The organism is Rhodococcus sp. UFZ-B548 (assembly GCF_903819475.1).
Taxonomy (GTDB): domain Bacteria; phylum Actinomycetota; class Actinomycetes; order Mycobacteriales; family Mycobacteriaceae; genus Rhodococcus_F; species Rhodococcus_F erythropolis.
The window spans coordinates 160,841-180,232 of the sequence record NZ_CAIJDS010000006.1 but is presented as its reverse complement, the minus strand read 5'-3'; the positions used below and the strand labels follow the sequence as shown (position 1 = coordinate 180,232).

The 19,392-nt window shown below is 63.1% G+C and carries 17 protein-coding genes; 10 read left to right on the top strand and 7 right to left on the bottom strand.

What is annotated here, in order from left to right; all coding sequences use genetic code 11:
* Positions 1–2: 2 nt before the first annotated feature.
* The 3 genes from H7C86_RS08890 to H7C86_RS08880 are packed head-to-tail and all read right to left on the bottom strand — an operon-like array spanning position 3 to position 3,058.
* Positions 3–635 (bottom strand): response regulator transcription factor, encoded by a 633-nt coding sequence (locus H7C86_RS08890; protein WP_047269712.1) that lies wholly within the window; start codon positions 633–635, stop codon positions 3–5.
* A gap of 28 nt (positions 636–663) precedes the next feature.
* Positions 664–1,887: a MacS family sensor histidine kinase gene (macS, locus tag H7C86_RS08885; protein WP_020906401.1), complete on the bottom strand. Its 1,224-nt coding sequence runs from the start codon at positions 1,885–1,887 to the stop codon at positions 664–666.
* Complete coding sequence (locus tag H7C86_RS08880) at positions 1,880–3,058, bottom strand: AI-2E family transporter (protein WP_069147046.1); 1,179 nt, start codon at positions 3,056–3,058, stop codon at positions 1,880–1,882. The genes macS and H7C86_RS08880 overlap by 8 nt, the downstream gene beginning before the upstream one ends.
* A 192-nt stretch (positions 3,059–3,250) precedes the next feature.
* Here H7C86_RS08880 and H7C86_RS08875 point away from each other — a divergent pair, with 192 nt between their 5' ends.
* Positions 3,251–4,729, top strand: coding sequence for an adenylate/guanylate cyclase domain-containing protein (locus H7C86_RS08875; RefSeq protein ID WP_003945952.1), 1,479 nt, complete (start codon positions 3,251–3,253; stop codon positions 4,727–4,729).
* A 9-nt stretch (positions 4,730–4,738) separates the two neighbouring features.
* Positions 4,739–5,845 carry a YbhN family protein gene (locus H7C86_RS08870; RefSeq protein ID WP_166501898.1) on the top strand — a complete coding sequence of 369 codons (1,107 nt, stop codon included), beginning with the start codon at positions 4,739–4,741 and terminating at the stop codon, positions 5,843–5,845.
* Here the strand turns inward: H7C86_RS08870 and H7C86_RS08865 are convergent.
* The gene (locus H7C86_RS08865; protein ID WP_007734477.1) at positions 5,842–6,522 is read right to left on the bottom strand and encodes a FadR/GntR family transcriptional regulator; all 681 of its coding nucleotides are present in this window, start codon (positions 6,520–6,522) and stop codon (positions 5,842–5,844) included. The two genes, H7C86_RS08870 and H7C86_RS08865, sit on opposite strands and share 4 nt — an antisense overlap.
* 163 nt (positions 6,523–6,685) lie before the next feature.
* Here H7C86_RS08865 and H7C86_RS08860 point away from each other — a divergent pair, with 163 nt between their 5' ends.
* The 4 genes from H7C86_RS08860 (at position 6,686) to H7C86_RS08845 (ending at position 11,021) form a co-directional block, all read left to right on the top strand.
* Positions 6,686–8,422 carry a 2-isopropylmalate synthase gene (locus H7C86_RS08860; protein ID WP_182261423.1) on the top strand — a complete coding sequence of 579 codons (1,737 nt, stop codon included), beginning with the start codon at positions 6,686–6,688 and terminating at the stop codon, positions 8,420–8,422.
* A gap of 78 nt (positions 8,423–8,500) precedes the next feature.
* Entirely contained in the window at positions 8,501–9,049 is a 549-nt protein-coding gene (locus H7C86_RS08855; protein WP_019747097.1) for a YceI family protein, read from the top strand.
* A gap of 64 nt (positions 9,050–9,113) precedes the next feature.
* Entirely contained in the window at positions 9,114–9,491 is a 378-nt protein-coding gene (locus tag H7C86_RS08850; RefSeq protein ID WP_021343014.1) for a DUF3054 domain-containing protein, read from the top strand.
* Between the two features lie 57 nt (positions 9,492–9,548).
* Positions 9,549–11,021, top strand: a complete 1,473-nt coding sequence (locus H7C86_RS08845) for a peptide MFS transporter (protein WP_019747095.1) — start codon at positions 9,549–9,551, stop codon at positions 11,019–11,021.
* Between the two features lie 6 nt (positions 11,022–11,027).
* Here H7C86_RS08845 and H7C86_RS08840 read toward each other — a convergent pair whose 3' ends face one another.
* The 3 genes from H7C86_RS08840 to H7C86_RS08830 all read right to left on the bottom strand — a co-directional run bounded on the left by H7C86_RS08840 (position 11,028) and on the right by H7C86_RS08830 (position 15,400).
* The gene (locus H7C86_RS08840) at positions 11,028–11,765 is read right to left on the bottom strand and encodes a sulfite exporter TauE/SafE family protein (protein ID WP_003945554.1); all 738 of its coding nucleotides are present in this window, start codon (positions 11,763–11,765) and stop codon (positions 11,028–11,030) included.
* A gap of 30 nt (positions 11,766–11,795) precedes the next feature.
* The gene (locus H7C86_RS08835; RefSeq protein ID WP_019747094.1) at positions 11,796–13,475 is read right to left on the bottom strand and encodes an NTF2-like N-terminal transpeptidase domain-containing protein; all 1,680 of its coding nucleotides are present in this window, start codon (positions 13,473–13,475) and stop codon (positions 11,796–11,798) included.
* A 107-nt stretch (positions 13,476–13,582) separates the two neighbouring features.
* Positions 13,583–15,400: a penicillin-binding transpeptidase domain-containing protein gene (locus H7C86_RS08830; RefSeq protein WP_182261422.1), complete on the bottom strand. Its 1,818-nt coding sequence runs from the start codon at positions 15,398–15,400 to the stop codon at positions 13,583–13,585.
* Positions 15,401–15,496: 96 nt separating this feature from the next.
* Between H7C86_RS08830 and H7C86_RS08825 the strand changes: the two genes are divergently transcribed.
* The 4 genes from H7C86_RS08825 (at position 15,497) to H7C86_RS08810 (ending at position 19,376) form a co-directional block, all read left to right on the top strand.
* Positions 15,497–16,051: a hypothetical protein gene (locus H7C86_RS08825; protein WP_029254565.1), complete on the top strand. Its 555-nt coding sequence runs from the start codon at positions 15,497–15,499 to the stop codon at positions 16,049–16,051.
* 218 nt (positions 16,052–16,269) lie between these two features.
* Positions 16,270–17,871, top strand: a complete 1,602-nt coding sequence (locus H7C86_RS08820) for an ABC-F family ATP-binding cassette domain-containing protein (RefSeq protein ID WP_182261421.1) — start codon at positions 16,270–16,272, stop codon at positions 17,869–17,871.
* A gap of 51 nt (positions 17,872–17,922) precedes the next feature.
* Complete coding sequence (locus H7C86_RS08815) at positions 17,923–18,462, top strand: hypothetical protein (RefSeq protein ID WP_182261420.1); 540 nt, start codon at positions 17,923–17,925, stop codon at positions 18,460–18,462.
* Between the two features lie 143 nt (positions 18,463–18,605).
* Positions 18,606–19,376 (top strand): alpha/beta fold hydrolase, encoded by a 771-nt coding sequence (locus H7C86_RS08810; protein ID WP_024487536.1) that lies wholly within the window; start codon positions 18,606–18,608, stop codon positions 19,374–19,376.
* Positions 19,377–19,392: the final 16 nt, after the last annotated feature.

The window sequence follows — 19,392 nt, the reverse complement described above, 5'->3', positions numbered from 1 at the left end:
CGTTATTCGAGACCTTGTTCTATTGCGTATCGCGTGAGCTCGACGCGATTGGCCAACTGAAGTTTCCGCAGCGTCGCCTGGACGTGGTTTTCGACGGTCCGGTGGCTGAGAGAGAGCCTCGTGGCGATCTGTTTTGCGCTCAGCCCCTTGGCGACAAGACGGAGCACTTCGGTCTCACGGTCGGTGAGCCGAGGCAGCTCGGGTGCGCGATCGTCGGCCGGTGCCGTCGACATCCGGCGGTACTCGCCGAGCACCAATCCGGCGAGGCCGGGTGTGAAGACGGCTTGTCCGTCGAAAGTCGCTCGCACGGCCTCGAGTAGTTCCGCCACCGAAGCACTCTTGACCAGGTAACCCGACGCTCCGGCTTTGACCGCGTCGAGGACGTCGTCACGCTCGGCGGAGGCGGAAAGCACGAGTACCTTGCTCTTCGGCGAAACCTCGAGCACCGCGGTGGTGGCGTCGGCACCGTTTCCGTCCGGCAGGTTCATGTCCATCAGAACCACGGCCGGTTGCACGGCGGCGGCTCGGCGGCGTGCACTCTCGACACCCTCCGCCGTGGCGCTCACGGTGAAGCCCGCGGCTTCGAGGTCCCGGGAGACACCGTCGCGCCACATCGGGTGATCGTCGACGACCATCACCGTCACCGGATTCTCGCCCTTTTCGTCAGCCACGCTCACTCTTCCCCTTCGGAACGTTGATCTCCCATTCGGTGCCCTCCCCCGGCCCCGTTTGCAGGACTGCAGTTCCGCCGAGCACCTGTACTCGACCGAGAATGGACTTCGATACTCCCATGCGGCCTTCGGCCTCGGCCTGCGCCAAGCGACCTTCGGGGATTCCGACGCCGTCGTCGCGGACACTGACGATCACCTCGTCCGGCAGATCTTCGAGCAATACGTACGCCTTCGCCGCAGGACCGGCGTGCAGCCCGACATTGGACAGGGCATTGTCGACGATGGCTGCCAGTTCGATGGCTCGATCGCGCTCGATCACGACCGGGTGCGCGGGCGTCGACACCGACACCGACGTGCTTGCCTGCGTGGTCAGCAGCGGACACAGATCCACTGTCTGTCCGCCGACATCTGCCGCGGCACCCGAAACCTGCTCGGAAATCAGCATTCTCAACGCGACCTCCTGCTCGCCGGCCAGCGCGGCCAGCTCAGCTGCCTCGCCGCCGAGTGCGGCTCCTCGCCGGCGCACCATCGCCAGCACCTGCAGAACGCCGTCGTGCACTTCGCGTGCCAAACGTTCGCGCTCTTCGGTAGCCGCCGCCAGACGTACGGCCTGCTCGAGTTGTCGATGCGAGCGCCGAGCGGTGGTGGTGGCCAAGCCCAACGCCAGGCCGACCGATACGAGCACGGGAGCCGTCGCATCGCGCCAGAGGTCCAGGTTGACCTGGTCGCGGATGATCGCGCTGGCCGCCGAGATGACAACTCCGGACGCCATACCGAGCCACGGCCCGCCGAGAATTGCCGCGGAGATGACCGCGTTGGTGGCCCACAGCGTGGTGGGGAGCGTCTGGTGATTCTGATACCACTCGTGGTCGGAGACCAGCCTCGTCGACGCCATCAGCAAGATGACGACCACCTGATCGGCGATCACCACCTGGTACCTCGGCAGCGTCTTACCGAACAGAGCACCGGAAGTTCCGAGCAACAGCGCCGACACCCCGGTCCACACGGCCATCAGAGCGACGAAGAACCAGCTGAGCCGGGAGTTGGTGTAGTCGGAGGCCGAAGCGAACTGGTAGCTGATCGCGTACACCAGCGTGACGAGGCGAAATGCCTGCGCCGCCCGCCACAGCGGGGCATCAGGGTCGGTGTCGACGCCCGACGCCTCGCGAACGGTCGGCTGATAGTGCAGCCGACGACGGCGGGTGGGCTCAGTCATCGGGAGGAGTGGGGTTCACGATGCGAGGCTCGGCGCGCGGCTCGTCGGGTTCGGCGGGGAACAGTGGGGTCTCCGGATCTTCGACGTGCAGTTCGGCGTACGCGATGTCCGGGTCGTCGGCGAGGAGGGAACGAATGGCGGTATTCAGGACCGCGACGATCGGAACAGCCAAGAGCCCGCCGACGATTCCGGCGAGGACGATGCCCGTTGTAATGGCGAGAACGACTGCCAGCGGATGCAGGCGAACAGCGCGACCCAACAACAGCGGTTGCATCACGTGCGCTTCGAGCTGCATGACGCCGATGATGATGCCGAGGACGATCAGTGCCGTCAGGAAACCCTTCGTGACCAGAGCGACAAGCACCGCGAGAAAACCGGTCAGAAATGCACCGACGATCGGGATGAACGCGCCGATGAACACCAACGACGCCAGCGGCAGGGCTAGCGGCACCCCGAGGATCGCCAGGCCGGCACCGATACCGATCGCGTCGGCGGCTGCAACCGCGACTGTGGCCCGCACGTAACCGATCAGCGACCCGAAACCTGCAGAACCGGCGATCCGCACGCGACGACGAGCGTCGGTGGGAACGATCCGGGTGACGAACTGCCAGATCTGGTCGCCGCCGTAGAGGAAGAAGATGAGAGTGAACAGCGTCAGCAATGCCCCGGTGAAGATCTCGCCGATGACTGTCGCCGTGGTCAAGGCGCCGCTGGTCAGGGACTCACGATTGGATTGCACCGACTTGACGACCGAATCACCAGCCTGGCGGATCTGATCCTCGCTGAAGTGCAGCGGTCCGCTGGTGAGCCAGTTCTGAATCTGCGTGACGCTGGCCGTGAACTGGTCGGTGAGCTGGGGCAACCCGTCGATGAACTGCTCGACGACAAACGTCATGATTCCCGCGACCAGTCCGATCGAGGCAAGCAGAACGACGATGACGGCTGCCGAGCGAGGAACACCCCACACCTGTAGCCGATCGACAACCGGAATCAACAGAGCCGATGCCAGTAGAGCCAGCCCCACCGGGATGAGCACGGTCTCGAGGCGCAGAACCACATATCCGAGAACCAGTAGCCCGGCAAAGATCACGATGAGGCGCCACGACCATTCCGCCGCGACGCGCACGCCCGGGTGCACCGCCCGAGCGTCGGCGGAGATGGGTTTGTTCATCCTCGAAGCTCGCTCCGCACGCCCCCTGTTTGCGTTCACCTCGCGAGCCTAACCGGACCGGCCGACACAGGTGAGCGGACCAATAATCGGACGCGCGTACCAACACTTCGAGCTCTGCCAGCTAAATTGAACCCTGTGCGGGCCTCATACAGAGCAATAGCGGTGACCATCCGCAGCCGGTGGCCCCTCTATATGCTCTCCATGCTCGCAGCCAATCTGATCGGCGCGGTGCTGGTCTTTGCCTTCGTCCGGTACGGCGTGCCGATCCAGGAGTCCGATGCGATAGTTGCCGACCGTGTCCGCAACTTCGCAATCTTCGGCGTTTACCTGGCATTCGCCGGTGCCGTCAGCCTCACCGCGGCGGCAATGATGTTGAAATCGGTCATCCGTTGGCGGCTGCGCGGGGGTCCGCCGACGAGATCCGAGCAGATGGCCGCACTGCACGCGCCGCTTCGCCAGGCCATCGTCCACCTGGTGCTGTGGATTCTGGGCGGCATCATCTTCGTGTTCCTGACCATCACCGAGATGCCAGGACTCGCGATCGCGGTGATCGTGACGGTCTGTATGGCCGCGACCACGACCTTCGGGTTCACCTACATGCTCGGTGAGCGCATTTTGCGTCCGGTCGCCGCCCAGGCCTTGAGTGAGGGCGAATTCGATCGGACCATGGCGCCGGGCGTCGGAACCCGGCTGGCGATGACCTGGGGTCTCGGCACGCTGATGCCAGTCGCAGGCATCATCTTGCTGTGCTCGACGCAGCTCACGACCGATCTCGAGTTCTCCCCCGACTCACTCGCGTGGGCGATCCTGCTCATCTCGATCATGGCGATCGTGCAGGCCTTTGCACTGTCGATGCTGACGGCTACTCAGATCTCCGATCCGATCCGACAACTGCGACGCGCCATCGAGCGAGTGCAGCGCGGCGCCACCGACGTACGCGTCGAGGTGTTCGACGGCAGTGAGATCGGCCGGCTGCAGGTCGGCTTCAACCGCATGATGAAAGAGTCCGACGAGCGTCGCTTGCTGCGTGAGCTCTTCGGCCAGCACGTCGGCGAGGACGTGGCCCGCCGCGCGCTGAAGTTCGGTACCGAACTGGGCGGCGAAACTCGATTCGTGGCAGTTCTGTTCGTCGACATGGTCGGATCAACCGGTGCCGCGGCCGAGCGCCCGCCGGGCGAAGTGGTCGAGCTGCTCAACGAGTTCTTCCGTGTGGTCGTCGACGTCATCGATCGCCACCACGGTTTTGTCAACAAGTTCATGGGTGATGCGGCGCTCGCCATCTTCGGTGCACCACTCGATCGACCCGACGCTCCGACGGCAGCCCTCGCGGCGGCTCGCGAGCTGCGGTTCAAGCTCAACGACATCACCGGCCTGGACGTCGGTATCGGCGTGAGCGCGGGGCTCGCGGTCGCCGGCAACATCGGTGCTGCCGAACGTTTCGAGTACACCGTGATCGGCGATCCGGTCAACGAAGCATCACGGCTCACCGAGCTCGCGAAACTTCGGCCCAGCCGGGTGCTGGCGTCGACGAGCGCGCTGTATTTCGCCGACGAAGAGGAACAGGCCGAGTGGGAACTCGGCGAGCAAGTCCAACTGCGTGGGCGCCGACGACTGACGCATCTGGCGTGGCCGGAAAAGTATCCAGAGGTCGATCCGGATCAAATTGGTTAGGGTGAGTCGATGGCTCAGCCTGGAAACACCCCACGGCGACTGAGACGACCACGCTCGCCCGTGGCCGAGACCAGTCGGGCCAGAGGGCGCTTCTGGTGGCTGAAGTGGGTGCTCGGGATAGCGCTCATCGCCCTCCTGATAGTCGAAGGCGCATATCTCTGGCCCAGACTCAGTGAGGCCTGGCGGGTCCTGACCGAAATCCATTGGGGTTGGGTGGCCGCGTGCGTCGCGGCCCAACTCATTTCGTTAAGCGGATACGCGTCCGTTCAACAACGTCTGCTCAATGCCGCCGGTGTGGTTGCCGGTCACCTCAAGAACCTCTCGGTCATCTATGCCAGTACGGCAATGGCGCTGACGTTGCCTGCTGGCCAGGTCTTCTCCACTGCGTTCACGTACAAGCAGACTCGAAAGTGGGGCGCTACACCGGTTGTCGCATCCTGGCAGTTGGCGATGTGTGGTGTCATCGCTGCCGCGACGCTGGCACTACTCGGCGCTACCGGCGCAGCGGCGTTCGGCACCAAGGTCAGCCCGGTGACGCTGACGATTTCGCTCGTCGGCATGGCAGCACTGTTTCTGGCGTTGCGATACATAGCCCAGAATCCCGGCAGCATCGAGCGCATCGGGCACCGAGTTCTGGCGCTGTACAACCGTTCTCGCAATAACCCGACCGGGCGCGGTATGCACCGTTGGTCCGAAATCCTCAAGCAACTGGATTCGGTCGAGCTCAGCCGCACCGACTCGGTCATCGCATTCGGGTGGTCGGCCATCCATCGTGTCGCCGATGTCGCTTGTTTGGGTTTCGCATGCTGGGCGGTGGGCGCGGAACCCTCCTTCGCGGGGCTCCTGATTGCCTTTACCGCTGCCAAAGCAGTCGGCAGCATTCCGCTGCTTCCCGGCGGGCTGGGCTACGTGGACACCGCACTGATCACCGCGCTGACGATCGCCGGTGCCAGTGGACCGCAGGCAATTGCGGCATGGTTTGTATATCGGATGGTCAGCTTCATCATGGTCGCTGTCGCCGGTTGGATCGTCTTCTTGATCACGTTCCGTGCAACCCACCACGAAGATCTCGAGATGGACCTCGAGTTCGAACGTCGAGAACAACCCGGCGTCTAGCGTCGCAACGCTGCTGCCATGTCGTCGAGGTGGGCTCGGCTGATCCGTACCGCTGCCTCCGCGTCGCCGGCTTCGATGGCGTCCACCAACATTCGATGCTCGTCCGCATCCGGCTGACTGTGTGGATGCAGGTCCAGAACCGCGATCAACTCGATCAACGCGGCCCGCAGACGCGGCACAAAAGTCTCGAAGAGTTCCGACAGCACGGGATTGTGGGCCGCATCCACCACTGCCCGGTGGACGGCGATATCGGCGTCGACAAACGCTGCGTCTCCAGAGTGCGCGGCGGCAGTTCTACCGTCCAACGCCTGCCGCAGAGCCGCGACGTCAACGGCATCGCGGCGCTGCGCCGCCAGCCGAGCCGCTTCGATCTCGACCGCATTTCGCACCTCGACGACATGAAGAATCGCCTCGGCTTCGAGCACGCGCGGCCACTGATCCGGAGGCGTCGTACTCCGTAGGAAGACGCCGGCACCCTGTCTCGATTCGAGCATGCCGAGGCCCGCGAGGGTCCGCACCGCTTCCCTGATGGTGGACCGACCGATACCCAACTGCGCAGCCAAAGTGGTTTCACCTGGAAGTTTGGCGCCGACTTCCCATTCACCGCTCACGATCCGCGCTCGCAGCAACTCCGCAGCCTGGTCGGTGAGCAGCCGACGCTCGACGATCGGTGACACGTGAACTCCTCAGGTTGTCTGATAAGTGATTTCATTCTAGTGTAGCCCGCATGGCTACAGGAGCACTCCTTCTCGACTGCCGCGGCGGGGCCTGACAGACCGGCACCCCTCCGCGGGGTTTCGCCATGCCGGTCTCTCGACTCGACCGCAGGAGAAACCGAAGATGAGTACTACCCGCGCCAACCGCTGGAACAACCAGAAGCCGTCACCCATGCCGTCCGAGCGCTATCGCGCCGCGTGGGATCGCGTCGACATTCCGACCTTCGACCGAACGTGGCCGTCCAATCGCACCACCGCGGCGCCCCTGTGGGTGCCCGTCGATCTGCGTGACGGTAATCAAGCCCTCGCAGAACCGATGGACCCCGAACGCAAGCGCCGAATATTCGAACTGATGGTGGCGATCGGCTACAAGGAAATCGAGGTCGGCTATCCCTCTGCGAGCCAGACCGATTTCGATTTCGTTCGCGACCTGGTGCGGTTCGATCTCGTTCCCGACGACGTCACCATCGTCGTATTCACCGCCGCGCGTACGGATTTGATCGAACGGACGTACCAGTCGATCGAGGGACTGCCGAACGCGGTCGTCCACATGTACACCGCGACTGCGCCGACGTGGCGAAACGTGGTTCTCGGCAAAGAGCGAGAAGAGTTGCACGACATGATTTTCCGCGCGGCGCAGGACGTGGCCCGTGGCGGCGAAGGCCACGACGGGTGGCGATTCGAGTTCTCCCCCGAGGTCTTCAACCTCACCGAACCCGATTACATCCTGCAGGTCTGCAACAGCCTCACCGAACTCTGGGACGCCAGTCCCGATCGCCCGGTCATCCACAACCTGCCTGCCACAGTCGAAATCGCCACCCCCAACATCTATGCCGACCAGATCGAATACATGCACCAGAACCTGGCCCGACGCGATTCGGTGATTCTCTCGGTCCACCCGCACAACGACCGCGGCACCGGGGTTGCATGTGCCGAACTGGCAGTACTGGCCGGCGCGCAGCGCGTCGAGGGATGCCTGTTCGGCAACGGCGAGCGCACGGGCAACGTCGACCTGGTCACGCTGGGGCTGAATCTGCATGCACAGGGCGTCGATCCGGAAATCGACTTCTCCGACATCGACAAGATCCGTCGAACGGTGGAGTACTGCAACCGAATTCCCGTCCACGAGCGCCACCCGTACGGCGGAGATCTCGTGTACACGGCATTTTCCGGAACCCACCAGGATGCGATCAAGAAGGGCTTCGCCCATCACTACGAGAGTGCGGAGGCTGCCGGCGTCGATCCGGGATCGGCGCCGTGGGCAGTCCCCTATCTGCCGATCGACCCCGCCGACGTCGGCCGCGATTACCAGGCGGTGATTCGTGTGAACAGCCAGTCGGGCAAAGGCGGAATCGCTTATCTGTTGCAGACCGAGTACGGGGTCGAACTCCCCCGGCGCCTGCAAATCGACTTCGCCTCGCGGGTGCAGCTCGAAACCGACGACTCGGGCACCGAAATGACCGCCGACCAGCTGTGGAAACTGCTGCTGCGCGAGTACGGGTACAACGGAGGAGTGCGTCGGTACTCACTGGAACACACCGCCGACGGTGATCAGTTGTTCGTCGCCATTGATCGCGACGGACGCGAGGTCACCGCCGCCGCGAGTGCGTCCGGGCCGGTCGAGGCCTTGAGTAAAATCCTGACCGAACAGGGCTCGGCCGTCGAGGTCGTCTCGCTCACCCAGCATTCGCTGCCCCACAACCCGGAGTCTTCCGGTAGTGCGAATTCGGCAGTCACCATCGCAGAATGCGTGGTGAACGGCGAAGGGCGCTGGGGCATTGCGGTGCATCAGTCGGTGACAGCGTCGGCGCTTCACGCCGTCTATGCCGCAAGCACAAACACTGTGATGCAGCTCACATGATCTTGCGGAAGGATTTCCTGGGGTCCATAGTTGAAGCTACAAGAACTTGAACATTCAACTACTTATTCAGGAGCTTCCATGACCACCGCAACCTTGCCCACATTGACCGCCGGAACCTGGGTCATCGACACCGTCCACTCCACTGTCGGATTCTCGGTTCGCCACCTCATGGTTTCCAAGGTTCGTGGAACATTCGACGAGTTCTCGGGAACGATCACCGTCGCCGAAGACGGAACCCCCGCCGTCGAGGCCGAGATCTCCGTGGACTCCATCAACACCAAGAACGAGCAGCGCGACGGCCACATCAAGTCCGCTGACTTCTTCGACGTCGAGAAGTTCCCGAAGGCCACCTTCAAGTCCACCGCAGTGCGCTCCAAGGGCAGCGACTTCGTCCTCGCCGGCGACTTCACGCTCCACGGCGTCACCCGCGAGGTCGAGCTGAACCTCGAGTTCAACGGCGTCAACCCGGGCATGGGCCAGGGCCCCGTCGCCGGATTCGAAGCCACCACCGTCATCAACCGCAAGGACTTCGACATCTCCATCGAGATGCCCCTCGAAGGCGGCGGAGCAGTTGTCGGCGACAAGATCACGATCACCCTCGAGATCGAAGCCGGCCTCCAGGCCTAACAGCACTGTGCGCCTTTATTAACCGCCCGCGGTTAATAAAGGCGCACAGTCGTATGGTGTGAGCGTGAAGAAGTACGCACCATTCCTGCTGATCGACGCCATTCTTGTCATAATCTTCTGCGCGATAGGGCGCCGTACCCACGAAGAAGCCAATGCGCTCGCCGGTCTGGCGAAGACATCGTGGCCCTTCCTGACCGGCCTGGTGATCGGATGGGCTGCCACGTTCGCGCTGTACCGCGACAAGTTCAACGCCGTTCTCCTTCTTCCCACCGGCATTGTCGTTTGGCTCTCCACCGTCGTCGTCGGCATGATCCTGCGAGTGTTGAGCGGCCAGGGCACCCAGTTCAGCTTCATCGTCGTCGCGACGCTGGTCCTCGGCGCGTTCCTTCTCGGTTGGCGCGCACTCGCTCCGCTGGTAGCGAGGATCCGCACCAAGTCGTAACCAAACTCCACGGCTCGGAACCACCCGAAATGCTCGAGCACGTAGGACACTTTTCGAATGAGCAACACTACGGAGCCCGTCGAACGTAGCGAGAAAGAAGACCGGGGGTTCTTCGGCCAACCCTTTGCGCTGGCGAACCTGTTCGGCGTCGAGATGTGGGAGAGATTCTCCTTCTACGGGATGCAAGGCATCCTCATCTACTACCTGTACTACAGCGTCAGCGACGGCGGCCTCGGCATCAGTCAGGCGGCAGCGACCAGCATCGTCGGCGCATACGGCGGCACCGTCTATCTGTCGACGATTCTCGGCGCGTGGGTGGCGGACCGACTTCTCGGCTCCGAGCGCACGCTCTTCTACAGCGCTTCGCTGGTGATGGCCGGCCACATCGCCTTGTCGGTTCTTCCTGGCATGTGGGGTGTGGGTGTCGGCCTGGTCATGGTCGCCTTCGGCAGCGGCGGCTTGAAGGCCAATGCGACCTCTCTGGTCGGAGACCTATATTCCGAACAGGACAATCGCCGCGACGCCGGATTCTCCATCTTCTACATGGGCATCAACATCGGCGGTCTTGTCGGTCCACTGCTCACCGGAGCCGTCCAGGACGCCTGGGGATTCCACGCCGGTTTTGCTCTCGCCGCCGTCGGCATGGCTCTCGGCCTGATCCAGTACACGCTGGGTCGGAAGCATCTTCACGGAATCGGAGCCGAGCCCGGCAACCCGTTGCCCGCGGACAAGCGCGCGCTCTACATCGGGATCGGCATTGCCGCGATCGTCGTCGTCGCGGTCGCCTCGATCACCGGTTTGATCACCGCGGACAACATGTCCGACGTCGTTGTCGGACTCACGATCGTCGCGTCGGTCGGTTACTTCCTCCTCATGCTCACCAGCAAGAAGGTGACCAAGGTCGAACGCAGTCGAGTCTTTGCATTCATCCCGATGTTCATTGCGAGCGCGGCCTTCTGGTCGCTGTTTCAGCAGCAGTTCACCACCGTGCCGGTGATCTCCGACAAACTCCTGGACCGCAATCTCTTCGGTTGGGACTTCCCGCCGACGTGGGTGCAGTCGATCAATCCGGTGTTCATCATCATCTTTGCCGGTGTGTTTGCAGCGATGTGGACAAAACTCGGTGACCGTCAGCCGTCGTCGCCGATCAAGTTCGCGCTCGGTACCGGCACGATGGGTCTGGCGTTCCTGGCATTCATCCCGATCACCGGTGGCGGACCGAACAGTGCACCGCTCCTCGGCCTTGCCGGAGTGCTTCTGCTCTTCACCTTCGCGGAACTCTTCCTGTCCCCCGTCGGCCTTTCCCTTGCAACCAAACTCGCGCCCGAGCATTTCCACACCCAGATGGTGGCGTTGTTCTTCTTGTCCGTTGCATTGGGTTCTTCGATGGCGGGAACCTTGGCCGGTTACTTCGACATCGACGACAGTCGTCCGTTCTTCCTGATCATCGGTTTCTCGTCAATCGGAATCGGAGTGCTTCTTGCTCTTGCCTCACCCTGGATCAAGAAGCTGATGCAGGGCGTGAAGTAGGCGGTCTCACTTCACCCACAACCACAGAGCCAGCACGAATCCCGCTATCGCTACCGCCACTCGCAGTACCGATGGCGGGATTTTCTTGACTACGGGCGGGCCACACCAACCTCCGGCCAACGCTCCGAGCGCCATCGCCAACGCGGCCACCCAATGCACCTGTCCGGAGAAGGCGAAGATGAGTGCAGCCACAAGATTGGCAATGCCGAGAAAGAAGCTCTTCAGGATCGTTGCACGCCACACCGTTTCGGAAGTGAGGATGAGCGTCGCGGCCAGGAAGATGACGCCGGCACCGGCACCGAAATAGCCGCCGTAGACCGCGACGGCAAACAGTGCGGCCGAGTAGATTCCGGGACGGTCACCGCCGCCGGACAACTCACGAATCTTCGGTTGCAGTAGCAACGCGAGCGAGGCGAACACAACCATTGCCGGCACGACGGATTCGAACGAACCTTCCGGTGCCAGCCACAGAATCAGGGCACCGATGATGCCACCGGCAGCCGAATAGAGAGACCAGCGAACAAGTTTCGGACCCGTGTCGGCAACTTCACGGGACGAGTTCGCCAATGCGCCGACGCCCACGGCCACCAACGCGACGGTATTGGTCATGTTCGCGCTGACCGGCGAGAGCCCGACGCTCAGCAGCGCCGGATACGAAACGATCGACGCGAGACCGGTGACAAAACCGACTAGACCGCTGAAGAATCCCGCTACGACGAGGAAAAGGAAATCGAGCAGGTTCACGAACCAGGAATCTACCCGCGGTGCCTGGTACTACTTGTCGGCAGGCTTGCCGAGTTCTTGGAAGAGCTTGTCCGTCATCTGCATTGCTCGATCGCCGCCGTCGGCGTCTGCGACGAACACTGCAAACGCGAAGTCTCCGCGCGATCCGTAGAACCAGCGATCGTCACCGCTCGCTGCACCGGCCGCCATCATGTCCGGGTACCCGGCCAGTCCGCCGGCCCCTCGCATCGCGTCGCGCAGACGATTGTTCACGTCGCCGGGCAATGCCGTCGGTGTGACGTCGGCGGTAGCCGGTTGTCCGAAGACCATCATCGGCAGCGGGGCACTGCCGCGGGCGATCGATGCCGCGAGCATCGCCATTCCGAACGGTGTCACTGTCGGCGCGTCCGCGTCGTTGGACGTCTTGTTGGCCATGACGTTGTTCATCGCCTGGTCCACGCCGGGGCGGTTCGCGGCAAGTACTGCCGTCTGCTGATCGAGTCCCTGAATGTGGAAGCCGTTGCCGAGCCCGAGTTGCTGCCCGGTGTCGGCCAACTGTTCGGGTGACACAGATCCGGGGTCGACGCCGTTCTGCATCGACGATGCGAGGCGAACCAGATCGAGGGCGCCGCCGGCCGGGCGCAACCCGGTGAATGCGATCGGGCCCTGTTCGATGGCCTGATTGTTCTGTGCTGCAGCCAGAATGGCGCCGTCCGACGGGCGGATCGCGACGATGGCGGCGGGAGTACCTGCACTGACGACGGCTTCGATCGCAGCGAGTTGAGCGTGCGAGTCGAGGGTTGCGGCGACGTCGGGGCCGGGAGGTCCTTGGAAGCCGGCTTGCTTGATCGGGAATCCGTTGGACTCCACCAGGTTGACCGCCCAACCGGCGGTGGCGTCGCGATTGGCCTGCCACACGGTCCGAAGCGGGTCCAGGAGCGGCGAGTTGATACGACGATCGGAGGCGATCAGCTTGGGTGTCTTGACCACGACGACGCCGGGGATTGCAAAATCGCTTTCCAGGTACGCGTAGTCGGGATCGCGGAGCAGTACGGCGGTGACGGGCTTGCCCGGGTTGGCCGCGAGGTCGGCCAGCATCGACTCCGAGGTCACCAACGGTGCGACGGGTTCGAGAACTGCGGCGAGGCGACGAGTGGTGTCGACGGGGTCCGGCATGGTCGTCGGGTCGAGAGTGATCGCGTTGATGGTCTGCTCGTTCATGAGCAGGGTGCCCGTGCTGTCGACGACCTTCGGCGGCGCTGCGTCGGTGCGGGTGTACGAGACGGTGCGCCCGTTACCGAGGTCGGGAACCAGGACTGACGGGTCCCAGGACACCCGCCAGCCGACGGAAAGATCGCGAACCTCGCCCTGCGACTGGTAGCTCCAGTCCTTGCCTTCGCCGAAGTTCCAGGACGCGTCGAGGGTGAAGAGTCCGGAGTCGCTACCCAGATCCATGACCTGAGCGACGTCGAAGTCGGTGGACTTGGCAGCCAGTCCGTCGAACATCTGCTGGATCGAGGGCCGGGCCGCGTTGGGGTACGACGTGAGCGCCGCTGCAGCTTCGGCGTCGTGGTTGTTCAGGGCGGTGACGAAGTCTTCCACCACCGAAGCGGCGTCGGTTTTCTTCTCCCCACCGATGACACATGACGCGAGCGCCACTGTCAGAACGACAGCAGTTATCGAAGCAACGACATATTTTCCACGACGGTTGTGCTGTCCTCCGGGCCCCATGCATGTAACTCTTTACTTCTGTCACACGAGTAACAAGCACGGGATGCCTACGAACGTGTCACGGTTGAGCTACGACGGCGTGATCCAACTGCAACGGAAAACAGGTTTCAGCGCAGAAAAGTACCCGCTACCTGCACCGCAGGCGAAGAGCTGTCGGCGCCGGCAATGAACACCGCAAATGCGAGATCTCCCTTGATTCCGACAAACCACCCGTGTGCTGGACCACCTTCGGTTTCGGCCGTACCGGTCTTGCCCAGAAGCCCCGGAATGTCCTGCAGCGACGTTGCCGTACCGCCTGTGACGGTCTCGCGCATCATCACCCGCAACTGTTCGGTCACCTCGGTGGGAGCCGGTGCAACGGTCTGATCTGCCACGCCGGGCTGTCCCTTGACCAACATCGGCGCGGGTGTCGTCCCGTTGGCGATCGAGGCCGCCACCAGAGCCATCCCGAAAGGCGTGGCGGTCACCGTGCCCTGTCCGATCGCGGACTCGACGCGTTCGGCGGGCGTGTTCGCGTCGGGGACGTTGCCCGTCACCGTCGTGAGGCCCGGGGTGACGTAGTCGACGCCAAGCCCGAACTGCAGCGCCGCGTTGTGCAGAGCATCGGCAGGCAGACCGACGGCCATCCTGGCCATGGTGGTGTTGCACGACTTCGCGAACGCGGTGTGCAGCGGAACCGATCCGAGGTCGAACTCGTCGTCGTTGGGGATCTGACGGCCCTCGATGTTCTCGGTACCCGGGCACGCCAGAACGGTGTCCGGTGTAGCGACGCCGGCTTGCAGCGCCGCGGAGGTCGTCACGGTCTTGAACGTGGACCCCGGCGGGTACAGGCCGGTCAACGCAATGGGGCCCTGTGCGTCGGCGGGGGCATTCTGGGCCACCGCCAACACCGCTCCGGTCGACGGCTGTAGCGCTACGATCGCCGCCTGTTGCGTCACCCCGGCGAGCGCGTTCTCGGCCGCGAGTTGCAGTGGTCGGTCAATGGTGGTCGCGATGTTCGGAGCAACCGGCCCGTCTTGGCCGGCGACGGTGGTGACGGTTCCGTTCTGCTTCACCTGCTGCACCGCCCAGCCTGCGGATTTGTCCTGCCCCTCCTGCCACAGATCGGACAGCCCACTGAACGTCGGCGACGCCAAAGTTTTGTCCACCGAGAGCAACCGCGCTTGCGGCGCCAAGCTCACTCCGGGAATCGCCGCCAACCGCTCCTCGATCGGTGCAAGATCCTCGGCACGCAAAGTGATTGCGGTGACCCGCTTCCCGCTCGCCGACGCAAGGTCGCCGCTGAGCGATGTCGCCGTGATCGTCGGCGCGACGGGCGAGAGCAGGGCGGCCACGGCTGCCGTGTCCACCGGAGGAACCGCAGCGGAATCCAGATTGACCAGCGTCACCACCTGCTGCTCCATGATCGGCTGACCCGCCGCGTCCAGCACGGACGGCGGCGCACCGGTCGTGGGCGTGTAGCGCAGAGTGGTCGACGAGGTCAGGTCCGGGGCCAGCAGCGCCGGGTCCCACTGGATCAGCCAGTTGTCCCCGCTTTTCGACGCGTTTCCCTGCGTCGAGTAGTTCCAGTCCTGACCTTCACCGAACTTCCACGCCGCATCGAGTGTGAACGTCCCCGCAGAATCACCGGACTCGGTGGCGTCGGAGACGGTGAATGTTCCCTCGTCCTTGCCCAGCCCGTCGATCAGAGCCGAAATCGCAGTCGAGGCCGCTGCCGGATCGGTGGTCAGGGCTGCCGCCGCTTGCACGTCATCCGACGTGAGCGCGGAGGCGAACTCCTCTGCCACTGATTTCGGCTGGTCAGGGCCAGAACTGCAGGCAACTACCGATCCTGCGGCCAATACCCCCAAAGCCACGGCGGCCACGGGACGACGGAAAGTTCGGAAGCTCTGACGAGCGTGTGAAAGGCGCACGACTCCGATCATGCCCGAATTTGTGGCGCCGGTTCGACTATCGGTGTAATCATGTAATCAGTGCAATAAACGCACGTCATGCTCCACCAGCTTTCCGAGGAGAACGCCATGAAGAACTCACAAAGCTCCGGCGACCGCAGGTTCGGCCGTCCCGGAGGTTGGCAACAGGCATCGGTCCCGGACGCGAGTGATGCGTCCGACTGGTTTGCCGGTCGACTTCCAGATGACTGGTTCACCGGGACCGCCGACGTCCAGGTCGACCGCGAAGAAATCGTCGTGATCGGTGAACTCCCGGCAGTCGACGGTGGCGAGGCCGCCGCGGACGGAAGGATCTCGCGCTTTCGTGAAACCACGCGCGCCGACCGGATGCGCATCGCCGACGAGGCCGAGGCTCGCTACGGACGCAAGGTCGCCTGGGGTGTACGCCTGGACGAAAAGACCGTCCTGTTCACACATCTCGCAGTTCCGGTGATGACACGACTACGTCAGCCCGAACGCAAGGTTCTCGACACCTTGGTGGACGCGGGAGTTGCTCGCTCGCGAGCGGACGCTCTCATGTGGACAGTCCGGTTGGCGGGCAAGCACAGCGAACAATGGCTCACGGAACTCCGAGAAGCAATGTCGAAGGTCGACGATCTTCGGTCCGAAGGCCCGAAAATCTGAGGACCAGAAAATCTCAGCACCGAACACTGACGAGACCGACAGCACAAAATAATTCGATTGCAGGGGACCACTCGAGTGTTCTAACCTGGAACACGAATCATTCCCGACAGAACAGGAAACGGGCCGTTGCTCCTCTAGAGGTTCATCACGCGAAGGCACTCGCACCCATCAGCAATTGCTGAGCCGGGCGCACAGTCCAAGCACCCTCTGGAGTACTCATGACCCAATCCCATCCTTCTCTGTCGCTCTCGGATCTCACCTTCATCTGGCCGGACGGCGAATCAGTCTTTTCCCGCACTAATTTTGTATTCCCCAGTGGCCGTGTCGGTCTCGTGGGACTTAACGGATCGGGAAAGTCGACTCTGCTGCGATTGATCGCGGGAGAGCTCTCACCGGAATCCGGATCAGTAACCGCTTCCGGCGAGGTCGGCTACCTCCGCCAAGACATCACACTCGATCCGAGTGTTCGGGTGGACGGCATCCTCGGTATCCACGAACTACGAAACGCATTGCACCGCATCGAAACCGGTGACGGATCCGAGTCCGACTTTGCACTCGTGGACAACAACTGGGATATCGAGGAGAGCGCTCTCTCCACCTTGCATCGACTCGGCCTCGCGAAGGTAGTTCCGGATACGGCGGCACTGAGCCGAACCGTGGGCACCCTCTCCGGCGGAGAGACCGTCCTACTCGGCCTGACCGCAACGCTGCTGAAGAATCCGCAGGTGCTGCTCCTCGACGAGCCGACCAACAACCTGGACCGCGACGCTCGATCACGAGTTCATGCTGCAGTCCAACAGTTTCCGGGAACCGTACTGATCGTCAGCCACGACCGGGAACTGCTCGACACCTCGGAGTACACGGTCGAACTACGTCGGGGGGATCTACGCGTGTTCGGCGGCAACTACTCGCACTACCAGGAGGTCGTGACCGCTGAGCAGGAAAACGCACTCGCCACTGTTCGCGACGCCAAGGCCGATCTGGCGAAGCAGAGCCGCGAGCTGATCGACGCTCGAACAAAACTGGACCGACGTAAGCGCTATGGGCAGAAGATGTTCGAGAACAAGCGGGTGCCACTGATTATCGCGCAGGAACGAAAACGCCAAGCCCAAGTTTCGGCCGGAAAGCTGGCCCTCAACCATATCGGGAAGGTGGACGAGGCCAAGTCCGCCCTGTCGGAGGCAGAGGAACTCCTTCGAGACGATCGCGAGATTCGCCTGGACCTTCCTGCTACGGAGGTTCATCCGGGGCAGCAGGTTGCGCGGCTCGCCGAGGTGACGTTGCGGAGCGGCCAAGGGGTATCGCTCCAGATCACCGGGCCGGAGCGGATTGCGCTACTGGGACGCAACGGAATCGGCAAGACAACGTTGCTCGATGCACTCGCTGCGTCGACTCCGTTCGTAGCCTCTCGTGCGCTCCCCCAACGTCTCGACGTGTTCGACGAGAATCTCTCGGTGGCGGACAACGTCGCTTTGGCCGCGCCACACGCGACAGCCGAGGAAATTCGTGGGCAGTTGGCACGGTTCCTTTTCCGGGGAACGGATTCCGACGTGTTGGCTTCTGCGCTCTCCGGCGGTGAACGATTGCGCGCGGCGTTAGCGACGATCCTTCTGGCCGAACCCGCGCCCCAGCTGCTTCTTCTCGACGAGCCGACAAACAACCTGGACCTACCGAGTCTCGCTCACCTCACGCAGGCACTTTCCGATTTCCGCGGTGCCATGGTGGTGGTGAGTCACGATCTGCCGTTCCTGCGCGACATCGGCATAACGCGGTGGATCAGCATGGACGAGAATGGTATTCAGGACATCGATCCCGAGTAGGCCGACGGTTGACGCTATCGGTGCGAGACGGTCTGGCCTTACTGTGGGGCGATGTGCCTTCACCTCGACGCAACCGCCGCGCTGTCGATCGCAGGTTGGGTTCGCGGAGAACCTACTCGATCGGCCTCTGCCCCAGTTCCGCAACCGCTGGTCAGCGTTTGTGATCAACTCATCGTGTGGGCGAGTTCGTTCTCCGTACTTGCCAGTTCCGACGACCAGGTGTGGTTTCTCTCGGCGGAGAACTATGCCGGTGGAGTCGGCGTCAGTGATGAGGCGTTTCCTTGGAATGCGTTCCGGCACGAGAGCCTGGCGGTCGCTTCCGGGCCGGCTGAGCGCGCGGCGATCAACGCCTTCTGGTCCACTCACCTCCCGATTCTGCTGTCGGTACGCAATGGGTACGAGTACCTGGCGCTCACACCGGACGGTCAGGTTGTCCGTGGAGGAGAGCCTGAGTTCGAGGAGGTCACCGTCGTTGCCACTGATTTCGAGGCTCTGCTTCGGGGCATAGCCGCAGGCGTCAGCACGGCAGACCCCTTCACCGATGCATTGCTTGGAACAGTGGGTACTGCCCGGCCGGGCAGTGACCGGTAGCTCTGAGGGAGGCCGAGTTGATTGCTCGACTGGTCGTGAAAGTTCACGGCATCCGTCGGAATGGCTCCGGACGACTACTCGAGTTCGTGTGCGCAGTAGCTGGCACCCATACTGGACGGGTGTTGCACGACGTGAGAAATCCGGTGGACGGTGCGCGGATCGCCTATCAGATCGTGGGCGATGGCCCACCCCTGTTGATGGTGCACGGCACAGCGTTGTCGCGCTCCATCTGGCGTGGCTTCGGGTACGTCAAGGCGCTCCAGGAACAGTATCGTCTGATCCTCGTCGACATGCGGGGTCACGGACGCAGTGACAAACCACACGACTCCGATTCGTATGCAATGGATCTGGTGGTCGGCGATCTCCTGGAGATCCTCGACACGGAGTCTCCGTTCGAACCGGCGCACGTCCTCGGATACTCGTTCGGCGGGCGCTCGGTGATGTCGCTGACTGTCGAGCACTCCGAACGGGTGCGATCGCTGACCGTCGGGGGCGGTAGTAGCCGGCCGATGACGGGGGCGTTCGACGCATTGTTCTTCCCAGGCTGCATCGACGCACTCGAAAGCGGCGGTATCGAGGGGTTTCTGAGCGGTTGGGGCGCGAGGCGCGGCAAACCGGTGGATCCACAGACTGCGACTGCCTTTCGAATCAACGATGCCCTCGCACTCGCGGCCTACATGCGCCGGGCCGAGAAGGAGCAGGGCATCGACGACGCCGTGCTTCAACGGATCACCACACCGGCGTTGTTGTTCGTCGGATCGAGAGATCGCGAGCGCCTGCCGGATACCGAGCATCTCGCGTCGCTGATCCCGGACAGTGCCTTGACTGTGATCGAGGGGGCTGATCACGCGAGCGCAGTCGCGGACTCCGAAGCTGTGCTGCGTGCGCTCGTTCCGTTCCTGAGCCGACAGTAGTCCGCCTTCATCCGCT